Below are 18200 nucleotides of genomic sequence, written 5' to 3' on the forward strand. Positions count from 1 at the left end.
TTCAAAGTCAGTTAGAATGTTAAGTTAACACCGAAATTATAAGTAGCAAATAATGGATAGACGTTGGTGTCTATTCCTGCGTTTGTAGGGGTGCCGCCTACCTCAGGACTGAATCCTTTATAACCAAATAGGTTTACCGCATTTTGTGCATTTATAAAGACCCTCAGGCTCCTTGCTTTCCACTTAGTGGTTAAAGATTGAGGTAGGGTATAGCCCAGCTGTATGTTTCTCAAGCGGATATAATCACCACTTTCCACATAAAAAGAGCTGGGAGCCTTGTTAAGCTCATTAGCAAGATTTGCTGATGGATAAGTGTTAGATGATCCCGGACCAGTCCAACGGTGGTCAAAAAAATCTTTGGTATAATTCTCATTACCAAAGCGGTTAGCCAGATTGGCATTTAACACATCTACTCCGGCAACACCTTGAATGTCCACGGTAAGATCAAAGTTTTTGTAAGCAAAATTGGTATTTATCCCGTAGCTAAATTTAGGATTAGGATTACCCAACACTACTCGGTCTCTGTCATCAATAGTGCCGTCATTATTAATGTCCGCAAATTTGAAGTCACCTATTGAAAATTTAYKGWYWKTMNATWMWGMMRSYWCYNTYGRNTGAYWGRWAMMSASNTASRRYNTGRNTNAKCCWAAKMNCTMASYWNTAGSTCTGTTGTTAACTGTTCTTGTAGATCTGTAACCACTGGTTAGCCCTGCTCCGCCTTGATAAACCGGATTGTCTCCTGAACTTACATTCAATACTTTATTATTATTAATACCCAGATTCGCACTAATTGTGTATGTTAATCCGCCTTGAGTTTTGTCTGCCCATGTAGTTACAAATTCAATTCCACTATTTTTGATATCAGCCTGGTTACCTAAGATAGTGCTGTTTATCGTTCCTAAACTTCCAAGAATTGGAATATTAAAAATGGCCTGTTCAGTTTTTCGTGTGTAGTAATCGGTCTCTATTTTCAATCGGTTTTCCATAAAACCCATTTCCAGACCTACGTTTGTTCCGGCACTACGTTCCCAAAGTAATGAAGGGGGAACAATTGATCTGATACTGGCCCCAGTTTGAGGGTTGCCACCAAAAAAAGCAACCAATGCTGCACTTTGGTCAACAGTTAGCGTAGAAGGATTGAAAGGTACTCCGGCATTCCCTACCTTACCCCAGCTTCCACGAAGTTTTAAATTACTAAACACCTTCTGATCTTTCATGAAATCTTCATTGGTGATTACCCAGCCTGCACCGATAGAAGGGAAGTTACCCCATGGATTTGAGTCAAAGCCATAGAATTGAGAAGCGCCGTCCCTCCTGAAGGAAGCATTCAATAGGTATTTGTTCTTGTAGGCATAGTTTACTCTTGCAAAATACGAAGAAAAGGTACTGAGCTCACCTTCATCCCGAATAGATCGTGACGCGGCGTCGCCAAGTGCCAGATATAGGTCGCTTTCTGAGCTGTAAGGCACATTCTGAGCTTCAGCAAAGGTTTTGTATGCTTTTACGCGTTGTGCGGTTTGTCCGGCAAGTACCGTTAACCTATGGTCATCCCATTGTTTATCATAAGTTAATGTATTTTCTATGATCCAGTTTCTGTTTTCAACCCTGTCTATGTTTAGCTTACTGATCGTATTGTTCTGTGCAGTAGTAGCTTCGTATTTTGGTATATAGCCCCTTACCTCGTCCTGACCAAAATCGCCACCCACACTGGTTTTAAAGGTAAAGTCTTTTAATAGTTTCAACTCAGCAAACACGTTTCCTGTAACTTTATATTTGGTTGTTCTTTGGTTAAAGAAATCCATTGTTACCTGAGGGTTTATGTTACTGCCGTTTCCTAAATTAAAATCATTAGGATCGCCGTAAGAACCATCAGGATTAAATACAGGCACTACGGGAGAAGCTGCATAAAGTCCTCTGAATAGTGCGGTTGGTGCATCCTTAGATTTGCTGGAGGTGGCGGTCACATTATATCCGATTTTCAACGCTTGAAAAATCTGGATATCATTGGATAACCTTGCCGTGTAACGCTGATAGTTGTTATTTTTTACAATACCATCTTGATTAAGGTATCCAAGGGAAAGGTTGTAAGTTGATTTTTCAGTACCACCATTAATAGAGATCTGATGATTAGTCACCATCGCGTCTCTTAACATCAGACCATACCAGTCGGTTCCTTTACCAAGATCAGTGCTAGCAAATAATGCTGGTTGACCTAGAAGCGCATACGCCTCATTAACTGCTGTTGCATACTCCGAAGCATTGGCCATTTCCACTTTATTGGTAACCCTTTGGAATCCTACAGATCCGTTGTAGTTAATAACGGGATCTCCGTTTTTGCCCTTGGTAGTAGTTACCAGTACCACCCCATTGGCACCGCGTATACCGAAAATAGACTGTGCCGAGGCATCCTTCAGGATACTTATATCAGCAATGTCTGCAGGATTAAGAAAGTTAATATCATCATACCAAACTCCGTCTACTACATATAAAGCTCCGGTTTTGCCATAAATTGTACTTGTACCACGTATGGTTAGTTGCGGAGTTCCACCAGGTGCACCCACATTGGTAATGTTTACACCTGCTACCTTACCTTGTAATGAGCTCACTGGATTTACCGAAGCTTGCTTAGCGATATCCTCACCTTTTACATTGCCGACAGATCNYRGYWACATCAATTTTTTTCTGTGTACCATAACCTACTACTACAACTTGCTCTAATTGTTGCGAGGATGAGGCAAGTTCCACGTTGATTACTGTTCTGTTGTTCACTTGCATCTCTGTTGGATTATATCCAATGTAAGAGAATACAAGAGTCGCATTGGCCGGAGCACTTATTGCGTATTTTCCTGTTGCATCTGTTTGTGTCCCAATTTGTGTTCCCTTTACTAAAACGCTTACACCTGGAAGGGTGGTTTTATCTGCACCGTCACTTACTACACCTCGTATAGTAATATCTTGCGCAGAAGCTGCGTTGATAAAAAGAAAACATAAAAAAGTTAAAACAGAAAGTTTTGTAAAGATTCTTTTCATGCTGTTTAAAATTTAGTTGTTAGTTGTATAAATCTCCGAGAGTATTTGAGTTAAAACAAATAAAACGCCTCAACATTAATACATCATCATGGAAACCTATACTTTCTCAAACAATCAAAATTGGCGTCTTGTTTCGCTAAAAACAGTGTTCTATGCCGACATAACAAAATTTAGACCTACACCACGGGGCCAAAAGAATTTTATAAAATCAATCTTAAAAAAAGAGGTATGAGAGGTAATGATGTAGTGCTATAGCTCCATTAGAAACTCCACAAGGTTCTTGTCGTGGGGTACATCAAGCTTTTTACGAAGTCTGTAGCGGCGGATTTCCACACCCCTTAACGAAATGTTCAGCAAAGATGCCATTTCTTTACTACTCATATTCATGTGCAGGTATGCACAAAGTTTTAAATCATTAGGCACAAGATCCGGGTGATTGGCTTTAAGCTTTTTGAAGAAGCTCTCATGGGCCTCGTTAAAACTGCTCTCGAATAAATTCCAGTCGCGCTCATCGTTCATGCCTTCATCAATTACTTTTTGGATTTTTCTGAGCTGTTCTTCTGCCAAAGGTTTTCCGCTTGAATCTTTAAGCTTCAGCATCTCCTGACTTAGTTTTTGCAGCAACTCATTTTTGTAAACCAAACTCATGGCTGAGTTTGCAAGTTCCCTGTTCTTACCTGCAAGTTCAACCTGCAGCTTCTCTGTTTGTAATTTGATGATTTGTCTTTCAGTTGCTTCTGCTTCTTTTTTAAGGAATTCCTCTTTTTCCACTTGCAACTTATCGGAAATGGCTTGCTGATCTTTCATCAGCTTTCTTTCGTAAAAGCGCTTAGAAGCGATAAGAAAAAAGACTATGCCAATCAGGTATAAAACGAAAGCCCAGTTACTGGCATAAAAAGGAGGCAGGATAGTAAATTCAAACTCTGTATCCTTGCTTATGGTCTCATCATTAATCTTCGCTCTAACCAGGAAGGTGTAGGTTCCTGCACTAAGGTTCGTAAAATCTTTTTGCGAAGCAGAACTCCAGTCAGACCATTGTTTAGAATAGCCCTTCAGGAAATACTGGAACTTGATACTGCTTTGTCTGTAATAAGGAAGCGCGTACGAAATCCTGATGTTGTTTCTGCTGAAAGGTATTTCAATTTCCGAATCTGTATTTCCAACCTCACTAATAATAGAGTAAGTGTCTGTAATATCTTCTATTTTTCTAATCAAAACAGATGGGAGTGCTACTTTTTTGCGCTTTAGCGAATCCAATTCATTGTAAATCACAAATCCATCGTCCACACTGATCAGATAAATATGATCGCTGATTTTACTGATGTTTTCATAGTACTGAACCATTCTGCCATCTAAAACACTGAAACGGTTAGAATCTATTTCTATCTTTCCCGGCTGAGAAAAGTTGATCAGCGCCATTTTACCGTGGTTAATAAACCAATATTTCTTATAGTCTGCTTTAATGATCTTATTGGATTGAGAAAAAGACCCAAGTTCCTTATTCAGAGTCGTATACTTGCTAAAGTTGTTGCTGATCTCATCGTAGGTTAAAAAGCCCTCGTTGGAAGAATAGATCAGTTTATTTTCGAGGGTGAAGAGGTTAATGCCATATGTACTTGGCAACCCATTGCGCTCGTCGTAATACTTAACGTTTGTGACTGTTTTAAAATCAGGACTTAATACCAATTTGTATAGCCCTCTGTAAGCATGGCTCACCCAGATGTCACCTTTAGAGTCCTGTTCTACATATCTTGATGGCTCATCGAAACCTTTAATTTTGGAATCAAATTTCCACTGGCCAACGGGATCCTTTTTGAATAGCACCAGGCCATTATAAGTACCTTGAATTAGGTAATTATCGTTCAGTTTCTTAATTACCCAGCCTCCGCTTATACCGGTAACTTTTTCAATTGTGTTTCCGGTAACGCTAAAAGTACCATCGTTATGACCGCAAAGAAGCTGTCCATCAATCATCCTCAGGTCCCAGACCTGTCCCTGCGATTTGGGTATCAGCTTAAAATCAAAAGAACTGAAGGTGTTGTCTTTACCACCTACCCATGGACTATAAAAAAGACCCTGGTTGGTTCCTAAATAAATGATGTTCTTATAAATAATACTTGAATATACAGTGCCAAAAAGGCCTGTCTTATCAAAATAAAAGTAAAGCGGAGAGTTTAATTCTATGCGGTCTATACCGTTATCCAGCCCAGTCCATAGGTTCTGATCGTCATCTGCATAAATACTAAGTACCGTATTGTTCTGTAAACCACTTGATTTGTTAATCCTTTGTACAATGTTTCCATCCTCATCAATAATAATCAAACCGTTTAAAATTGTGCCGTAGGCATAGTATTTTCCTAATACTTTAACCCCGTTATTTAATTGATAGGTTTGCAGGAAAGTGTTTGCTGGCGTATTAAAGGGAGTATATTTTTCGCCATCATATAGAAACAAACCATCTTTGCTGGTGCCAATTAAAAAACTGCCGTTTTTATAAGGAAGGATCGAAAGTACGCTTCCGGGTAGTGGCGGGCCAATATTTTTAAGAGGGACAAGTTTATCGCCACTTAGCTCAAACAGGCCTTTTCCTAAAGCTTCAATAATGAAACGTTTATCTACTTTATGAAGGAACAGAAAGAAGGCAGGTATTTTTACAACGCTTATTTTCTTGTCATTGTAAATATATATGCTCGAAAAAGACTGGAAAATAACTCGTTTACCATCTACATAGATTTTCCAGATCTCATCGGTCATTTTATGTTCCTTCGGAATAAGGTTGATGAGGGAAGTATATTTTAAACGCTTATGGTCTATTTTCCAATACCCGAATTCACCAAAGCTCCCGGTATAAATTATACCGTTATCGTCGGTAGCTACCGAGCGAACAATCTGGCGGTTTGGCATTTCATATTGTTGCCAGTACTTGCCATCGTAAGTTAACAGGCCCTGGGTATTCCCAAAATACATAATGCCATTTTTGCCTTTGGCAATAGACCAGTTCTGGTTACCGGAAAGGTAGACTGATTTAGGATAATTTTGAATGTAAGGAACCCCAATACTTTTGATATCGTCTGCCAGAGCAGAAACAGATACAAAACAAAAGATTAAAAATATAAAGTATTTAAAGGGTCCGTTGCTCATCAACAGCTAAGATAGTTGTTTACTTGAAACGTTTACCTGCTGTGGTACTTTTACGTAATATCCTGTTCCGTCATAAGGGCGCTTACGAGGATTTGTAGTACACTCAACTGAGCAGCACCCTTGTAGAGCCTCTCCGCATTCATCACATTGTGTGACATGCTCATTGCATTCCGGATTGGCGCAATTGATCATTTTTGGAGTGGTTTTGCCACAATTATAACATTTAGAGACTATTGTTGGATTTACTGTGTTTACGTCAACCGCAATACGGTTGTCAAAAACGTAGCATTTACCTTCAAAATCTTCACCTCCGGCTTCTTTACCATACTTAATGATCCCGCCATGTAGTTGGTAAACATCATTAAATCCATGATGTAATAGCAAAGCCGATGCTTTTTCGCATTTTATGCCACCTGTGCAGTAGGTAAGTACTTTTTTGTCCTTGTACTTAGCAAGCTCATTTATTTTATCAGGAAAATCTCTGAAATTCTCAATATCCAGGGTTACCGCATTTTTAAATTTCCCTAAATTGTGTTCATAGTTTGAACGCACATCAAGTATTACCACATCTTCCTGATCTATCATTTTCTGAAAATCAGCAGGCTCCAGGTGTTTGCCGGTTTGCCGGTTTGGGTCTATGATATGTGGGTCTCTCAATCCTGAGTGTACAATTTCGGCTTTGTAACGACAGTGCATTTTGATGAATGAAGGCTCTTCARCNTMANNGATYKKAARAKCRGTTTTTGCAAATCGCTCATCAGCTTTTATAGCTGCCATGTAGGCTTCGCAGGATTCTTTTGTTCCCGAAACGGTACCGTTTAAACCCTCATTAGCAACAATGATGCGGCCAACAAGATTTAAAGATTTGCAAAATGTAAGATGATCAGCAGCAAATTGTTCTGCCTCAGCTATGTGACTATAGCAATAGTAAAGTAGTGTCTGGAATTTTTTCATAATTCATTGATACCGATGCAAACGGCGTTTAATGCGGTGCAAAGTTAAGAAAAAAATAAGTGATTTTTTATGGTGCTGTGTTTTATGGTTTTCAGGTAGGTATTAAAGGGGTGCCAGGGCGTTGTTAGGGCCTTGTTAGGGTTAATTGCCCTACCGAGGTCCTAACAACGCCATACCAACAATAGGTCTAGAAATGACAGGGATATTTGTAACATTCTTGTAAACCTACCACCTTAGTTAGATTATTGTTAAGTTTGTATGCGTTATTTAAAAACACAAATAAAACTAACTTATTATTTATAAAAATGACTAACACTATGATGAGATCATTGTGGCTGACGGCAAGTCTGCTACTTGGATCAACTGTTGGATTTGCGCAAGACAACCTTGTAAATTCATTAAAAAACAACCAAAGCGAAAACAGCGCAACCAGCTTTAAATTTACTCCGGTTATCAATACTGAAGCTACTTCTGTTAAAAATCAAAAATCATCTGGTACTTGCTGGAGTTACAGCACCAACTCTTTTTTAGAGTCGGAAATGATTAGAATGGGTAAAAAACCTGTAGATCTTGCAGATTTATTTACCGCTCGTAATGCTTATGTTGAAAAAGGAATTAACTATGTGCGTATGCATGGTGCCTTAACATTAGGAGACGGAGGTGCTTGCCATGATGTAATTAATATGTTTGCTAAGTATGGTGCCTTACCTCAGGAAGTTTATAGTGGTAATGATTATGGCGCTCCTGGTTCCTCAGATAGAATGAATGGCCTTACAAAATCCATTCTAGAAAATGCAGTAAAGGCACCAGATGGTAAACTTGATCCTAATTGGAAAACTAAATACATCGCGACTATCGATTCTTGCATGGGTGCTGTCCCAGAAAAATTCACTTACGAAGGAAAAGAGTACACCCCTAAAACTTTTGCTAAAGAGGTTGTAGGTATTAATCCTGAAGACTATGTTGAGCTTTCATCTTTCAATACCGCTCCTTATTATAAAAAAGCAGTTTTGATGGTGCCTGATAACTGGTCATACGATCAGGTATATAATGTGCAAATGGATGACATCACTAAAATTATTGATAATGCCTTAAAAGGTGGTTATAGCGTTGCATGGGCAACTGATGTTAGTGAAAAAGGCTTTAGCTGGAAAAACGGTGTGGCTTATGTTCCTGAAAAGAATTTTGACAGCATGACCGACGAAGAGAAAAAAGCAATGTTCAGCGGCCCCAAAGCTGAAAAAGAAATCACTGTTGATTTACGTCAGGCAGCATTTGATGATTATCAAACTACTGATGATCATGGTATGCAGATCACAGGCTTAGCTAAAGATCAGAACGGTAAAGAATATTACATCGTTAAAAACTCTTGGGGTGCTACTAACGATTACAATGGCTATTTATATGTAACCAAAAACTTTGTGAAATATAAAACCACAGCGTTTTTATTGCATAAAAAAGGTGTCCCTTCAGATATCCGTAAAAAGCTGGACATATAACAGCAAAAGACTTTGTTTAAAAGGCCTGCATCATCAATCGTGATTGCAGGCCTTTTTTTTGAATCTTAATGATGCATCTCTTTTTATTTTAATCAAGCTGTGACATTTCAATCCTTAGAACGAATAATTGAGTGGGTTAAAAAAGTATAACTTTATTCAAAGCATATGCATTAAAATGGATACTCAGAAGGAGCAGTTTGTATCAGTAATTGAGCGGAACAAGGGGATAATTTACAAAATAGCCAATTCTTTTAACAGGGATGAGGAGGATAGAAAAGATCTGGTTCAGGAAATTATATTTCAGTTGTGGCGCTCGTTTCCGGGTTATGACAACAAAAGCAAATTCACTACATGGATGTATCGTGTTGCTTTAAATGTTGCCATTACCTCATACAGAAAGGAAAGAAAGAAAACGGCATTAATAAGCCCCATTTCCGAAAATGTAATTGAGTTTATAGAGGATGATGTGCCAATTGATAATGAGGCCAATTTAAAACTGCTGCAACAGTTTATTAATGAGCTAAAAGAGCTCGATAGAGCATTGATGCTGCTTTACCTGGAAGAAAAGACCCAAAAGGAAATGGCAGAGATTCTTGGACTATCGGAAACAAACATCGGCACCAAAGTAAATAGGATTAAAGAGAAGTTAAAGCAAAGATTTTTAAGGATTAGTAACAATTAATAACCGGGAGACATGGAAGAACTGGATATAAAACAACTGTGGAGTAGCTATGACGCAAAGCTGGAAAGATCATTGGCACTTAATTTAAAAGTGATAAAAGAACTGCAAACCCAGAAAGCTGAACATAAGCTTCGTTCTTTTCGCAGAAATCAGGTAACGGGAGTAATTCTCGGTGTAATATGGATTGCTTTTTTAGTGTTTTTGCTGGTCAATACTTTGCACAACATGTACTTTGTGATATCTGTAGGCTTTATCATATTGTTTAATGTATTTGCCACGGCTGCCTACATCAGGCATCTTGTAATGCTTGCTCAAGTAAATATTGATGACAGTGTTACCGAATCTCAGAGAAAAATAACCGAAATCCAGTCTTCGTTTACCAATGTTGGCAGAATATTGGTTTTACAGGCTCCGTTTTACTGTACCTTTTGGTATAATAACGATCTTGTTGCAAATGCCGGTATAGGTTTTTGGTTAATACAGGTCGTAATTGTTTCGTTTTTTACCTTTATCTCAATATTCTTATTCAAAAAATTGACTTATAAAAATAGGCACATTAAGTGGGTTAAAGCTGCTTTGGAGAGCTTTGGTGGTAAAACCTTAACCAAAGCAATGGAATTCCTTAATGAAATAGAGGAATATAAAACCGAACGATCATAACGTATTAGAACCCATAATACAACCTAAACCCATGATTTACCCTTTTGTTGCCATCATAAGCAAAGCCATATGTGGCTTTGAAAATCAATCTTTGTAAGCCGAAATAAAACTCTGTGTAATTTCTTTTTACCGGCTGACTCAAATAGTTAACCCCAATAAGTTCTTCCAGCTTCAATTTACGCAGCAGCGGAACTTTATTTGTTAAAAGACCAGAGAAATTGTGTTCAAAATGTGCCTCAAGATATTGACGATCTGTACTGAAAAGATAGAAATCAAGGAATAAGAACTTTCTTAAATTCGGAAGCCCAAGTAAAGAGTTGTTACCTCTGAAATGTTTTGCCTCAGGATWKYMKAYCNTWTTSTTGTTGATGAATTTGCCAGCACCAACAACGAATGATGAATAACCCCATAAACCAGCACTAATTCGGTTTTGGGAAACTTCTAGGGATACCAGATCGTAATCTACATCGCTATTAAATAATCCCTTTATGCCTTTTTTGTAGGTAAGGTTAATTACCGGATATTTTGATCCCTGATAAAATTTACCATCGGGGCGGGTTATATATTGCTGATCAATGGTGTAATTTAATGATGCTGTAATTGCTAATGATTTATATGTTGGAAACAATGGTGTTTCTGTATCAGGGGTAAAAGGATTGTTAGATGTAAAAGTTTCGCCTTTTAAATCCTTTATTTTGAAGGTTGTTGTGTTTACAAGATTAGTGTTGCGGGAGTAGTCGGCATTAAGTGATGCCTGAAGCCCGTTGGCTAACTCTCTTGTTGTACCAATGTTCGCAAATTCCTTTTTATAGAATTTAGAAAAGTTGGTTTCGAAAAATAAAGAGTTAATGGAGTTGCCCAAAAGACTCATTGTTCCCAGATTATTTAAGTCGTAAATACCGGAACCTGCACTGATGCTAATGTTTGCACGTTTTACAGGGTTGTAATAATAATTTGCCGATAGGTTTCCGGTTAGGGTTTTATTGGAAAATCCGTATCTCACCTCCGGTCGGATGCTGTAATAGCGGCTGTCCTGAAGTCGTTTCACATACGTTACTCCGTATTTAAGCGCGAAACCTTCAACGGTGTTATAAAATATAGAACGATATATCGGGTCAAAACTATAATACTTCTGAGCGTACCTGTTATTTATAGTGTATCCTGTTATAACGGCCTTAACAATTCCAAGTTTGTTGTTTTCCCGTTCTAATGAATCAAGGTAATGCTTTGACACTTTAAGCGCAGCGATGCTATCTTTTCTTACATAATCCCGGCTTTCTTCCTTTGTAAGAGGAATTGGTCTGTTACTAAGCCAAAACAGCGAATCTTTTTTATTAACCGCTTTGGTTATTTTGAGAATTTCGCCATTGAAATAGTTCTTGGGAAAGTTTGGATGGAGATTGTAATTGCTGTAAACCCCAACATAATAACCCTCGAACTTAAAGCCAAACACATTACCGTTAAATTGGAAATTGATGTTCGATGGCATATAAGTGTTCTCGGTTTTAATAAACTGTTGCGAGATATTTAAAGTATCAAGAAGGTTGATGCCTGAGTTGCTGGTTAGGTACACGTCGGCGTTAACAAGGTGCCAGCTGTCGTCTGTAATATATATAGTTCCTCTGAAAACAGGATCGTGTTCCCGGCGGGGAATAATCTGGATTTTGTTAACTGTTGCTCCGTTTTCTGTAGAAACGCCTATCAATTTGTATCTGTAATAGAGAAAGGCATTGTCGGAAATTGGCGATACAAAGCCACGGGCACTTAGTTTATCTTCTAATAAAATGTTGTCGTAAAAATTTATGATCAGGTCTGATGCTTTATTGAAACTAAAGGCATTGTTGCGGCCAGCAATTTTTGAAGACACCATTTCTTCGTGAATCTTATTGGGGCGCTCATATGAAAATGTAGAGGTTGACTCTGATAAATATAAAATGCCTTTTCTGTTGGTATCCAGATCAAGTGTTTTTTGAATGTCTTTTCCGAAAAACTTTTTGGGTGCCCCTACAAGTTTTTGTACCCCCTTAATATATACGTCAGCTTTATAAGCCTTTACTTCGGTAAGGTGTTCTTTTCTTTTTTTAATGGCCTGTCTGATGATTTCGTAAGCGGGGTCTTCTGCATTACCATCTATGGTCACTCCAGCCAAGGTATAGGTTTCTGGTGTGATTACTACATCTTCCGTCAGGTTATCATTAATGGTGATTTCTTTCTCTAATGCTTTATAACCAATTGCTTTGTAAATAATGGTAAAAGTTCCCTTTTCAACGCTTAGCGAATAAATACCATCCACATTGGCAGAAGTTCCAATAGTTGTATTTTTTATGTAAACAGAAGCGAATGGTACAGGTTGTCCCTCTGTGTCTTTTATGGTGCCACCAAGTTTAAGCTGCTGTGCTGATAGGCTAAGGGTGCTTATAAAAAGAAATAGCGTTAAAAAAATCTTCTTCATTAAATGGGTTTAAGGCTTAAATATCGGATTAGTTGTGAATACTAAACAGATTTTTTGTGTTAAAGTTTGCAACCATCGTTTAATTGCTTTACCACCACAAGACGATATTTTTATAACTTTGGTTGCACTAATTATTATAAATATGTACAAAACTTTAAAACCCGTTCTAGAACAGGAACTGGAGCAAATAGAAAAAGACGGTTTATTTAAACGTGAACGTATCATTGTAACCCCTCAGGGAGCCGATATTAAGATCAGCACTGGGCAGGAGGTGATCAACTTTTGTGCAAATAATTATTTGGGACTATCGTCTCATCCGGCAGTTATTGAAGCGGCAAAGAAAGCTATAGATAAATATGGTTATGGAATGTCGTCGGTACGTTTTATATGTGGTACTCAAGATGTCCATAAAGAATTGGAAGCAAAGCTTTCCAAATTTTTAGGTACAGAAGATACAATTTTATATGCGGCTGCATTTGATGCTAACGGTGGTGTTTTTGAACCATTGTTTAATGATCAGGACGCTATTATTTCTGATGAATTAAACCATGCTTCTATTATCGACGGGGTGCGCTTGTGTAAAGCTAAACGCTTTAGATATAAAAATGCGGATATGGCAGATTTGGAACAGCAATTAATTGCTGCAAAGGATTCCAGACATCGCATTATTGTTACCGATGGAGCTTTTTCTATGGATGGAGTTGTGGCTCCCCTAGATAAAATTTGTGATTTAGCAGATAAATATGAAGCACTTGTAATGATTGATGAGTCGCATTGTACTGGTTTTATGGGTAAAACAGGTCGTGGTACTCATGAGCATTTCAATGTGATAGATAGGGTTGACATTATTACAGGTACCTTAGGTAAAGCGCTTGGCGGTGCATCTGGAGGGTTTACTTCCGGTAAGAAAGAAATTATTGACATGTTACGCCAAAGATCTCGCCCGTATTTATTCTCAAATACACTTGCCCCTGCAATTACAGGAGCATCTGTAGCGGTTCTGGACCTTTTAAGTGAAACTACTGACTTGAGAGATAAACTGGAACGTAATACTACTTACTTCCGTACAAAAATGACTGAAGCTGGTTTTGACATTAAAGAGGGCGTACATCCGATTGTTCCGGTTATGCTTTATGATGCTAAGCTTGCTCAGGAATTTGCGGCTAAAATGCTTGAGGAAGGTATTTATGTAATTGGGTTCTATTATCCGGTGGTGGGACAAGGCAAAGCTAGAATCCGCGTGCAATTATCTGCGGCTCATGAGCAGCACCATTTAGATAAAGCTATAGCAGCATTTACTAAAGTTGGTAAAGCCTTAGGTGTAATATAAAACTAAGCGGCTGAGTCTATTTTCTTTATGGAGTGATGCTTCATGATGATTTTTGGACTCAGCCATTATAAATATATTGCATAAATAGCTGTATATTTGTCGCCATGTTACAAGACAAGATAACACAGTATACAGCAGAAATAAATGCTTTTTCGACTGATAAAGCAGATGAATTAGAACAATTTCGTATTAAATTCCTTGGTACTAAAGGAATTATCAAAGATATTTTCGATGAATTTAAGGCCGTTTCACCAGAAGAAAAGAGAACTCTGGGCAAGGTTTTAAATGAATTTAAACAACTTGCAGAAGCAAAATATCAGACACTGAAAGATCAGGGTGGGGTAGCAGAAGTTTCAGCAAGTGCTGATATAGATTTAACTTTACCAGGTGAAGGGTTTGAAGTCGGAGCCCGCCATCCATTGGCTTTGGTTAGAAGAGAAATCATAGCGATTTTTAATAAACTGGGTTTTATTGTAGCAGAAGGCCCGGAGATTGAGGACGACTGGCACAATTTCTCTGCTTTAAACTTCCCGGAAGAACATCCGGCAAGAGATATGCAGGATACTTTCTTCATAAAAAAGGGAGGCGAAAAAGGAGATATCGCTTTACGTACGCACACTTCTTCTGTTCAGGTCAGGATGATGGAGGCCGGTAAGCCACCATTCAGAGCAATTATGCCGGGTCGTGTTTATCGTAATGAGGCCATTTCTGCGAGGGCACATTGCTTTTTCCACCAGGTAGAAGGTTTGTATATTGATGAGAATGTTTCATTTGCAGATTTAAAGCAAACACTGTTCTATTTTGTACAGGAACTTTATGGGGAAGGCACAAAAGTTCGTTTCCGCCCTTCTTATTTCCCTTTTACAGAGCCATCAGCTGAAATGGATATTTCTTGTACAATCTGTAAAGGCGCAGGCTGTCAGATGTGTAAGTATAGCGGCTGGGTTGAAATTTTAGGATGTGGCATGGTTGATCCTAACGTTTTGGAAAATTGTAATATCGACAGCAAGAAATATAGCGGATTTGCATTCGGAATGGGGATTGAACGTATTGCCAACCTGAAATTCGAAATCAAAGATTTGCGTTTATTTTCTGAAAATGATGCTCGCTTTTTAAAGCAATATAAAACGTCATTAATATAATGATTAAAAAATTAGTCGGATTATTTCTGTTGGTGATCGCTTTTTGGGGATGTGGCAAGGAAAGTGAAATGATTCCTAATGTCTTTGTGGAATATAATGTGACCGTTCAGGAATTTAAGATTAAAGCCAAGAACAACGTATTGCTCGTCGATAATCAGGGTGTTAAAGGCCTGATGATAGTTGCGATTGCTGGTGGTTACAGAGCCTTTGACAGGGCTAGTTCGGTAAACCCTCAAAATGGTGGCTGTGCAGTTGTTCCGGACTMGNCTRRRATYRSARSTACTGATCCGTGTACAGGAGCTAAATTTTTGCTGCTTGACGGAACTCCACAAAAAGCACCAGCTGTACGTAATTTAAAATCTTATACTACGTCACTTCGTGGTGGCCTGACTATAAACGTAAGTAACTAATGGAACCAGAGAAAATAAAGGAAAGTATAATCAGGTCTGCAAAAGAGCTATTCAGAAAGTACGGCTATCATAAAACAAGTGTTAATGAGATTGCCAGAAAAGCTAGAATAGCTAAAGCAACTATATATAAGTATTTTGAAAGCAAAGAGCAGATTCTGGATGCTATCCTGATGAATTATCTGGACCTGAACCTTCATGAAATTTTAAAAAATAAAGCTCAGTTTGCTGATGAAGAAGAGCACCTTAAGGCGCTCGTAATGAAAACATGCAGACTTACTTATACTGTTTGTAATGAGTTTATTGGTTGGGATTTTGTTAGGGAAAATGCAAACTCGCAAGATTTTTTAAAGCATTTATCTGATCAGTTAGAGTCTCTATTGCTTTCTGCTTATTTAGAGCTCGACCATTTTAAAAATAACCCATCTCGTAAGGAAGGCCTGGCATTTTTATTAAAAGCAAGCAAGAGCATTGTATTCTCATTCGCCTTTACTTCTGTGAGTGATTCCGACGTACGCAAGAACTTTGTGAGCTTTCAAAAAGAACTTCTTCCCTTCCTGGTAAAAGCTGCTTTGTAGGTTTCTTTACAAAATCTTAACATGTACCGTTTTGGTATTCGGTATAAAAACATCTATATTTGGCTGCATACGTCAATATATTATGAGTAAAGAGGTTTTAGAGATTTCGATAATGGTTGATGAGAAGTTTGATATGAGCTTTAACATGGTTGAGGGCTTTTTCGGTTTAATCCTTAAAGTTTTTGGCAAGTAGAGTTTGATATTGCATTTTCTTTTCTTTTAAAGGTATTTTGAATGCCTTACGGAGATTAGTATGTCTGAAATTTTATCTAATTTTGCGGCATAATGAGTAGAAATAGAAAAGCCGGAACGGTAACCATCATCCCTAATCTAAATATTATTGACATTGCCGAAGAGGGCAAAGGAGTTGGCAAAGCAGATGAGCTAGTTATATTTGTGGATAAAGCCGTGCCGGGCGATGTGGTTGATGTTCGGATAGTAAAGAAAAAGAAAAATTTTGCCGAAGCAGTCATTGAAAGCTTAAATAAGGCTTCTGATCTAAGAGTTGACCCTTTTTGCCAGCACTTTGGCACCTGCGGTGGTTGTAAATGGCAACACATGGGCTATGATGCTCAATTAAGATTTAAACATAAAAATGTAGAGGCTGCTTTACAGCGTCTTGCAAAAATTGATACCTCTGCAATGGAGCCAATTTTGGGTTCTGCAGAAAATAAATACTATCGCAATAAGCTTGAATACACGTTTTCTAATAAACGCTGGTTGAATAAGCAAGATATGGCAGATAGGCCAGAGGATTTAAGCGGCCCGAATGAGGATTTGGAAATGAATGCGCTTGGTTTTCACGTTCCGCTAAGGTTTGATAAGATTCTGGACATCCAGCATTGCTATCTGCAGGCTGAGCCTTCTAATACATTAAGGAATAGTGTTAGGGCATATGCTTTGGAAAACGGGTTAACTTTTTATGATCTGCGCAACCATGAAGGTAATTTAAGAAACCTGATTATACGTACTTCATCTACAGGTGAGGTAATGGTAGTGGTTGTTTTTGCTTATGCAGAACAGGAGCAGGTAGATGGGTTGATGGAGTATTTGAAAGTGAATTTCCCGGAGATCACCTCGTTGCTTTACATTCTGAACCAAAAAAAGAATGATACTATTTTTGATCAGGAGGTAATTACTTATGCAGGTAGAGACCATATTTTTGAGGAAATGGATGGCTTGAAGTTTAAAATTGGAGCTAAGTCTTTTTACCAGACCAATTCTGATCAGGCGCATGAGTTGTATAAAATTACCAAAGAGTTTGCAGGTTTTACTGGTGATGAACTTGTTTACGATCTGTATACCGGAGCTGGTACTATTGCTAATTTTGTAGCAAGAAGTGTAAAACAGGTAGTTGGAATTGAATATGTGCCAACAGCTATTGAAGATGCCAAGTTTAATTCGGAGCTTAATAAAATAGATAATACTATTTTTTACGCAGGCGATATGAAGGATATCCTGACAAGGGACTTTATTGCAAGTCATGGTAAGCCCGATGTGGTAATTACAGATCCTCCAAGAGCAGGAATGCATGTCGATGTAGTGGAAAGACTGCTTGAAATGGAAGCCGAGAAAATTGTTTATGTGAGTTGTAATGCAGCTACCCAGGCGAGAGACTTAGCACTGTTAAAAGAAAAATATGAGGTAGTTCGTATTAAACCTGTTGATATGTTCCCGCACACGCAGCACGTTGAAAATGTAGTGTTATTAAAATTTGTAGGTAGCACATCGGAAGATACTTTAGAGAATAATTAAGATGGATATAGAAGAATTATTGCCACAGGAACCAGAAGGCGGAAAAGCAGAAGAGAAAAAGCAAAGCCCTTTGGTAAGCCTTGAAAAGGATTTAGATTTATATGCTGATTCTATTAAGGAGATTGCAGTAGAAATAATGTTGGAAGGAATCTCTGCTAATCCCATTTTTATAGCCCACCAATACGTTGTAAGTATTGGAGAGGTAATTTTGGATAGAAAGGAATTAAATACCGAATGGACTATACAGGCCTCTACTTTCGAAGAGTTTGTAGAAAAAGGTATAATCCAACCGGATAAAAAAGCATTGTTTTTGAAAAGCTACAAAAAGCCTGAAGACTTTATGTGCGTTTTTGTGATTGTACCTGAAGGGGCTAACTTTATTTATTATCCTTATAAAAATAAAGGATAAAAAAATTCCTGCCATACATCCGTTTGGCAGGAATAACTAAAAACTAAAACTAAACTTTATTTTAATCGGTTTACATCTCCGCTTTTGCTGGAGTTGTTTTTTACTGATGCACTTCCTTTGTAGTTTATATCACTACCTCCACTGGCACTTGCCTCTAATGC

12 protein-coding genes and 2 pseudogenes are annotated in these 18200 nt (G+C 38.1%); 9 read left to right on the top strand and 5 right to left on the bottom strand.

What is annotated here, in order from left to right; all coding sequences use genetic code 11:
* Positions 1-11 precede the first annotated feature (11 nt).
* From N824_RS03255 to N824_RS03265, 4 genes and pseudogenes are all read right to left on the bottom strand, one after another.
* Positions 12-2672, bottom strand: a pseudogene (locus N824_RS03255) (SusC/RagA family TonB-linked outer membrane protein).
* Positions 2638-3030 (bottom strand): carboxypeptidase-like regulatory domain-containing protein, encoded by a 393-nt coding sequence (locus N824_RS34005; protein WP_235206979.1) that lies wholly within the window; start codon positions 3028-3030, stop codon positions 2638-2640. The pseudogene N824_RS03255 and the gene N824_RS34005 overlap by 35 nt, the downstream one beginning before the upstream one ends.
* Positions 3031-3279: 249 nt before the next feature.
* The gene (locus N824_RS03260) at positions 3280-6171 is read right to left on the bottom strand and encodes a triple tyrosine motif-containing protein (RefSeq protein WP_048903717.1); all 2892 of its coding nucleotides are present in this window, start codon (positions 6169-6171) and stop codon (positions 3280-3282) included.
* Positions 6172-6177: 6 nt separating this feature from the next.
* Positions 6178-7125, bottom strand: coding sequence for a rhodanese-related sulfurtransferase (locus tag N824_RS03265; RefSeq protein WP_048903718.1), 948 nt, complete (start codon positions 7123-7125; stop codon positions 6178-6180).
* A 317-nt stretch (positions 7126-7442) separates the two neighbouring features.
* Here N824_RS03265 and N824_RS03270 point away from each other — a divergent pair, with 317 nt between their 5' ends.
* The 3 genes from N824_RS03270 (at position 7443) to N824_RS03280 (ending at position 9966) form a co-directional block, all read left to right on the top strand.
* Positions 7443-8624: an aminopeptidase C gene (locus tag N824_RS03270; protein ID WP_373419276.1), complete on the top strand. Its 1182-nt coding sequence runs from the start codon at positions 7443-7445 to the stop codon at positions 8622-8624.
* A 175-nt stretch (positions 8625-8799) separates the two neighbouring features.
* Positions 8800-9306, top strand: coding sequence for an RNA polymerase sigma factor (locus N824_RS03275; RefSeq protein WP_048903720.1), 507 nt, complete (start codon positions 8800-8802; stop codon positions 9304-9306).
* Positions 9307-9318: 12 nt separating this feature from the next.
* Positions 9319-9966 (top strand): hypothetical protein, encoded by a 648-nt coding sequence (locus tag N824_RS03280; protein ID WP_048903721.1) that lies wholly within the window; start codon positions 9319-9321, stop codon positions 9964-9966.
* A gap of 4 nt (positions 9967-9970) precedes the next feature.
* On the opposite strand, the pseudogene N824_RS03285 reads toward N824_RS03280, so the two are convergent.
* Positions 9971-12418: pseudogene (locus tag N824_RS03285) on the bottom strand (DUF5686 and carboxypeptidase regulatory-like domain-containing protein).
* A gap of 142 nt (positions 12419-12560) precedes the next feature.
* On the opposite strand from N824_RS03285, the gene kbl reads away from it, so the two are divergent.
* The 6 genes from kbl (at position 12561) to N824_RS03320 (ending at position 18039) form a co-directional block, all read left to right on the top strand.
* Entirely contained in the window at positions 12561-13748 is a 1188-nt protein-coding gene (kbl, locus tag N824_RS03290) for a glycine C-acetyltransferase (protein WP_048903723.1), read from the top strand.
* 104 nt (positions 13749-13852) lie between these two features.
* Positions 13853-14890 carry a phenylalanine--tRNA ligase subunit alpha gene (pheS, locus tag N824_RS03295; RefSeq protein WP_048903724.1) on the top strand — a complete coding sequence of 346 codons (1038 nt, stop codon included), beginning with the start codon at positions 13853-13855 and terminating at the stop codon, positions 14888-14890.
* A 409-nt stretch (positions 14891-15299) separates the two neighbouring features.
* A complete protein-coding gene (locus tag N824_RS03305) occupies positions 15300-15875 on the top strand; it encodes a TetR/AcrR family transcriptional regulator (protein WP_048903726.1) in 576 nt (191 codons plus the stop codon).
* 82 nt (positions 15876-15957) lie between these two features.
* On the top strand, positions 15958-16068 hold the full coding sequence (locus N824_RS03310; protein WP_048903727.1) for a hypothetical protein: 111 nt from the start codon (positions 15958-15960) through the stop codon (positions 16066-16068).
* 92 nt (positions 16069-16160) lie between these two features.
* On the top strand, positions 16161-17630 hold the full coding sequence (rlmD, locus tag N824_RS03315) for a 23S rRNA (uracil(1939)-C(5))-methyltransferase RlmD (RefSeq protein ID WP_048903728.1): 1470 nt from the start codon (positions 16161-16163) through the stop codon (positions 17628-17630).
* Between the two features lies 1 nt (position 17631).
* Positions 17632-18039, top strand: coding sequence for a hypothetical protein (locus N824_RS03320; protein ID WP_048903729.1), 408 nt, complete (start codon positions 17632-17634; stop codon positions 18037-18039).
* The last annotated feature ends 161 nt before the right edge of the window (positions 18040-18200 follow it).

Source organism: Pedobacter sp. V48, assembly GCF_000523515.1.
Lineage (GTDB): Bacteria > Bacteroidota > Bacteroidia > Sphingobacteriales > Sphingobacteriaceae > Pedobacter.